Origin of the sequence: Thiocystis minor (assembly GCF_016653465.1) — a bacterium.
Classification (GTDB): domain Bacteria; phylum Pseudomonadota; class Gammaproteobacteria; order Chromatiales; family Chromatiaceae; genus Chromatium; species Chromatium minus.
This window is the reverse complement of record NZ_NHSQ01000179.1, coordinates 1-5,463: the sequence shown is the minus strand read 5'-3', so window position 1 is coordinate 5,463 and position 5,463 is coordinate 1. Positions and strand designations below refer to the sequence as shown.

At 59.5% G+C, this 5,463-nt stretch carries 7 protein-coding genes; all 7 read right to left on the bottom strand.

Going from position 1 to position 5,463, the window contains the following annotated elements; genetic code table 11:
* Window positions 1-68: 68 nt before the first annotated feature.
* On the bottom strand, window positions 69-518 hold the full coding sequence (locus CCR95_RS23000) for a restriction endonuclease subunit S (RefSeq protein ID WP_201098838.1): 450 nt from the start codon (window positions 516-518) through the stop codon (window positions 69-71).
* Window positions 515-868 carry a type II toxin-antitoxin system PemK/MazF family toxin gene (locus tag CCR95_RS22995; protein WP_242523447.1) on the bottom strand — a complete coding sequence of 118 codons (354 nt, stop codon included), beginning with the start codon at window positions 866-868 and terminating at the stop codon, window positions 515-517. Before CCR95_RS22995 ends, CCR95_RS23000 begins: the two co-directional genes overlap by 4 nt.
* Window positions 855-1,082 carry a hypothetical protein gene (locus tag CCR95_RS22990; RefSeq protein ID WP_242523446.1) on the bottom strand — a complete coding sequence of 76 codons (228 nt, stop codon included), beginning with the start codon at window positions 1,080-1,082 and terminating at the stop codon, window positions 855-857. The genes CCR95_RS22995 and CCR95_RS22990 overlap by 14 nt, the downstream gene beginning before the upstream one ends.
* The gene (locus CCR95_RS22985; RefSeq protein ID WP_201098835.1) at window positions 1,082-1,810 is read right to left on the bottom strand and encodes a hypothetical protein; all 729 of its coding nucleotides are present in this window, start codon (window positions 1,808-1,810) and stop codon (window positions 1,082-1,084) included. Before CCR95_RS22985 ends, CCR95_RS22990 begins: the two co-directional genes overlap by 1 nt.
* On the bottom strand, window positions 1,807-2,709 hold the full coding sequence (locus tag CCR95_RS22980) for a HipA domain-containing protein (protein ID WP_201098840.1): 903 nt from the start codon (window positions 2,707-2,709) through the stop codon (window positions 1,807-1,809). The genes CCR95_RS22985 and CCR95_RS22980 overlap by 4 nt, the downstream gene beginning before the upstream one ends.
* A gap of 2 nt (window positions 2,710-2,711) precedes the next feature.
* Window positions 2,712-5,105, bottom strand: coding sequence for a type I restriction-modification system subunit M (locus tag CCR95_RS22975; RefSeq protein ID WP_201098833.1), 2,394 nt, complete (start codon window positions 5,103-5,105; stop codon window positions 2,712-2,714).
* A gap of 274 nt (window positions 5,106-5,379) precedes the next feature.
* A partial coding sequence (locus CCR95_RS25665; protein WP_242523135.1) for an IS4 family transposase occupies window positions 5,380-5,463 on the bottom strand: 84 nt, incomplete at its 5' end.

The window sequence follows — 5,463 nt, the reverse complement described above, 5'->3', positions numbered from 1 at the left end:
GCAGTCGAAAAAAGAATCGAGCAAATGCGGGTCAGGCATGAGCAAAGACGCAAGGATATCGAACGCCATTACAAGCTGACTGCAACAGGATAGTCAATATGCCTGAATGCAAAGTGACAAAGTAGAATTAGGAAGTCCGGATCGACTTTCTCATTCGGCCGAATCACGGCAACCGACTGATTTATGCAAATCGTTTCATCTCTAACTAGCGCAAGTCGTCCAAGTGAACCGTCCTTGGTCAGCAGAATGTCATTCTTTTTCGGCTTACTTTTCGCCGTAAGGAGCGTGCGGTATGCTGCTTCTGTTGTTTTGCGCGCTGTTTCGAGTTGAATACGCCCTTGGTTAATATCTGCAGCTGTAACCATGTAAATGCCGTGTTCAACTGTCGGCATGGGATTTGTGAATCCATAAGAGATGAGTGAAAAATACTCTTCGAGTTTCCGGCATTCCCAATCCTCCGGAATCACTCCCACCTCGGTCAGCTTATAACCGGGCGGAATCGCTGCTGTGCCGCTCATGCCGGAAGTCCCTGCTGAATGATCCGCCGGAGAATCCCGCCGAGGGTCTCCAGACCGCTCTGAACCAGTACGCCCAGTCGTCGCCGGATCACCGATTGCTCCAGCGTGAGCACGAGCGGCTTGAACACGGACGGCTTCAATAACCCAGCCGCTTGCCAGGCATCGATCAGCGCCTCGCCATAGCCCAGCGGGGCACGAATCTGACTGGTGATCGCCAGCAAGATGCAATCCGGACGCGCCTGCTGATAGGCGGTGGAACTGACGATCACGGCGGGGCGTTGCTTGCGCTCCGTCAGGTCACTGAACGGAAACGGCACCAGCACGACCTCGCCAAAGCTATAGCTGGTCATAGATGGCATCGTCTTCGTTGTTCCAGATCTGTTGTAGCGCCGGCTCCGACAGACGCGCAAGGGCATCGGTTTCGCTATCGTCGTCCAATATCACCAATAACCGCGCGGTCTTGCCGTAGAGCTGGCGATATTGCTCCGGTACATGCACGTTGCCGGCATGATCAATCGTGGCTTCCATTTCGATCGCAAACATGGTGCTGACCTCTCGCTTCATTACGCCGCCACCGGCAACACAAGCGGCCGATGCTCATCCGATCCATGGAAAAGAGTTCCCTTCGCCCCCGGAAAACGGGCCTCACAGAGCAGGCGAAATTGAATGGGTGCTTGATAGTTGTTGCGCGCCACCGTCAGTTGAATCGGGGTCTCGCGCATGACCGCGCGCAGACTCTGATTGAGATAGCGCGGGCAGTAACCGAGCGGTTGCGCCGCGCCATCCTGCAACTGGAGGGCGTAACGATCATGCTGGTGATCCTCGGCGATCAGTTGCAATGCCGTGCCGGGTTGCAGCCGATCCAATGCCGCCAAGGCATCTGGGGCCAAGTAGCGCAGACCGTGGCTGAAAAAGTGGAGCATCATCCAGCCGGTCTCGTCCGGCTCGACTTCCGGGTAGACGCAGAGGCTATCGGTCGCCCGTCGTCCGCCGGAGCGCGCCAGCAACTCCAGCGGGGTGGCGTCGGCATCGATCCCCAGCCACTCCAGATAACAGGGAAACTCGGGCCGTGAACGGTTGAGGATCCGGTTGGCGAAGAGCGGAAACAGGGTATCGGAGTGGTAGCAGCGATACAGGTCATGCATCCGGCCCAGATAGCCAAAGTTTGGCGAGGCGGTGGCGCCAGCGGTATAGCAGAAGCGATAGGCGGCATCGCTCGCTTGAGTCAGGCGACCGACCGTGTGCCAAAGGCGTGTGTCCGGATCTTGCCAAGCGATGTAGAGGGTATTCATGGTGTCAGGCTCTTCAGAAGTCGGTCTCGATTCAGATCGAGCAGGCGCATGGCGAAGGTCTTGGTGAACTGACTGGCCTCGCTCTCTTGGAGTTGCTCGAACAGTGTCGCGATGTCTTGAGTATCGACCATTGCGAGCTGTCTGAGCCAGACCTGCGCTGCGGCCGGTGATTTGCTGCCGGCTTTCTCAAACAGCTCAACCGTCTTCAACGGTTTGGCGCTGCCTTGGCGCTCGTAGATGGCCGATCTAGCTCTGGTCACATAGGTCGAGATGTGGCGCCCTTGGTCACGGGCGGTCAGCCGCTCCTGACGGTTCTCGTCGGTTTCGTTTTGCCCCATCGAGGCGGCATGGTCGAAGCTGGGCGACAGATAAATGCATCCCCGGTGCTGGATGACGCCCCAATTCTCATGATGGCGGTCTTGATTGGCAATCCAGGCATCGAACAACAGATAACCGAGAAACAGATCGTAAGCGGTCATGATCGAGCCAGCCGGTGGCGGCCAGTCAGGGGGACATTGAATGTCTGGATGCGTGAGCAGGCCATGAATTCTGCCCAGGGTGTGATCGCTGACCTGCCTGACCTCATGGACCGGATAGTCGGAATGGATCTTTGCCAACAGTTCGTTACCCGCGATCAGGCGGCCATCCTCGGGGACGATGAGCGGCGAGAGCACCCCTTTTTCATCTCCGCGAATGGCAAGGTCGTAATCAGCATGGGGGATGCCCAGCATGGACGCGAGTCTGGCCGCGATCACCTCGGCCCAGTTCTCGCCCGTGCCGGGTCGACCGACCTTGAACAGGTAGCGATCCTTGCCAATCCTGACCCAGGACTTTTTTTTGGTGCCGAGCTGTTCGAGGAGTTCCGGAATGCTGGTGTCGATGGTCCGGATCGGGAACACGATCAGCTCCAATCCTGCCCCATGCGTTTCAGGTGTTCCGCCACTTGCGCGGCGAGCACATCGACCTCATCGACCAACCTGGGCAGCGGCACGGCATAGCGGTCGGCCAGTTGCCGAATGCGCCCGGTGAGCGCCTGACTGACGCGGTGCAATTCACCCTGCACGCTGGCGGCAAGACTGGTGAGCCATTTGTCGTCCACCACCAGGGTCTTGATCTCGGCCTCGGTGAGTTGCCCGTACTTGGCTGCGACCTTGGCATCGAGCGCCTTTTGCGCCGCTTTCACGGCCTTGTTGGCGGCACCCTCTTTCTCGATCAATGCGGCATAGTCTTCCAGCGCCTTACGTTCGTCCGCCATGTTCGGATCGCCCTGGATGGCCTTGAGCTGATCCTTGACGCTCTTGGCCGTGAGCTTGCCCCGTTCGGTTCGGGCCGCATTCAGCAGGCCCTCCTCGCCGCCCTGTTCCTCGTCCATCTCCTCCATCTGGCGGCTGATGGCATCGCGCTTGGCCTCCAGTCGTTCGACGGTCGCCTGTTCATCGGCAAAATAGCGGGCAATGATGAGCGAGGGCGGGATCAGATCGGTATTGGGCCTGCCATCCTGAAGCGCCTCCCAGCCGTCGCTGACCAGCATCCAGACATCGTCCTGCATCGTCTCGGCCCAGTAGTCCATCAGGTGCTGATAAACATCGTAAGGGTCAATCAGCGGCACGGCGCGGAAGGTTTCCAGCAGGTTTTCCGAGAGTGTTTCGATCAGCCGTTTGGGTCGGTCGCCGACCTGGATGCCGGTAAGCAGCGGTGTATTGGCCTGCCGCCAGGCATCAAAATGCTCCGTGGCCTGTGCGTTGAAGGTGGTGAACTCCGGGTGGCCGAAGATGCTGGCCTTGATAAGCCCTGCCTCGATCTTGAGCTGGCTGTAACCGGGGCGGTCAGCATCGGCAAAGAGTTCGCGGCGCACACTGGGGAAGACCTGCCAATAGTCGGCCAGCCCGTCGAGATCTCGGTTGGGGATGCCGCCCTTCAGATGTGCCGCGATGTCCTGCCAGTCCTCGGGTTCGGTGCTGTCGATGTAGCGCGGCAGGTTGAGATTAAAGTCGTTGGCGGCGATCTCGGCCAGCGGCACCAGACGCGCATACTTCGGGATCTCCACCTGTCGGGTGAAGGTGTCGACGATCCGGTGGATGTCCTGAGCGCGCAGGCGGTTCTTGTTGCCGTCCTTGATGTAGCCTTTGCTGGCATCGACCATGAAGAGGCCCTTGCGTCCGGCGGCGCCTTCCTTGTCCATGACGATGATGCAGGCGGGGATGCCGGTGCCATAGAAGAGGTTGGCCGGCAGACCGATGATGCCCTTGATGTAGCCCTGTCCGACGATACGCCGGCGGATCTCGGCCTCAGCATTGCCCCGGAACAGCACGCCATGGGGCAGGATGACCGCGGCCTTTCCGGTGCTTTTCATGCTCTTCAGCATGTGCAGCAGAAAGGCGTAATCGCCGTTCTTGTCCGGTGGGATGCCGTACTCGAACCGTCCGTAGAGATCGCTGGCCGCGTTCAGACCACTGGTCCAGTTCTTGTTGGAGAAGGGCGGATTGGCGACCAAATAGTCGAAGGTCTTGAGGTTGCCGTCTGAGTGTTTGAAATGTGGCGCGGCGAGGCTGTTGGCCTGCCAGATTTCGGCCTCGGGGCAGTCGTGCAGAACCATGTTCATGCGCGCGAGTGCGGCGGTGGCGTTGTCCATTTCCTGGCCGTAGAGCGTCAGATCCTTGCCGGTGCGGGTTTTCGCTTCGTCATGGGCCTTGAGGAGCAGGGATCCCGAGCCACAGGTCGGGTCGTAGATCGACTGCGCGCCGCTGGTCGCCCGTCCCAGGTCGATCACCATCGACATGACGCGCGAGACTTCCGCCGGGGTGTAGAACTGGCCCTTGCTCTTGCCCGACTCGGTAGCAAAGTGGCGCATCAGGTATTCGTAGGCGTCACCCAGCAGGTCGTCGCCCTCGACACGGTTCTTGCCGAAGTCCAGTCCCTCGAAGATGGCCACCAGTTTGGTGAGCCGGTCCACCATCTCCTTGGCCTTGCCGAGCTTTTCCTCGTCATTGAAGTTGGCGACGTTGATCGCGCCCTTGAGGCTGTCGTTGGCATCGGCCAGTCGGCCGATGATCTTATTGATCCGCTCGCCGATCTCCTTGTCGCCCTTGGCCGCCACCATGTCCGCGAACCCGCCGCCGCGCGGGACGACGATCAGGGCATCGGGATCTGGATCCTTGGCGTACTTGTCGGAGACATATTTGACGAACAGCAGAACCAGCACATAGTCCTTGTACTGACTCGCATCCATGCCCCCGCGCAGCTCGTCGCAGGACCGCCAGAGGGAAGAGTAGAGTTCGGATTTCTTGAGGGCCATCGGGGTGTTTCTGGTTCCAGATCGTGCCGGGCAGCGGGAGGCGGCTACTTTACCGCAGGACAGCAACGGGAAAGACAAGGATTGCTTTGTTATGATCCAGGCGATGGGCGAGCGAGGCCATCACCTGGAGCGAATCGCCCAGGATCAGCCGAATGGACCTGGACGCCGTCCTGCGCAGCGCCGGACAGATCGAAGCGGTGCTCGGGATCGGTGAACAGACGCGGTTTAGGCCATCCCATTACACACAACTTTCCGTGTCCGGCATCTCCCTGGCCTATTTGATCCCGGCGGCGAAGTCCATGATGCGCTGCATGCCCAGCCAGATCGTCTTCAAACCGGGCTCGCCATCGCCCTTGCG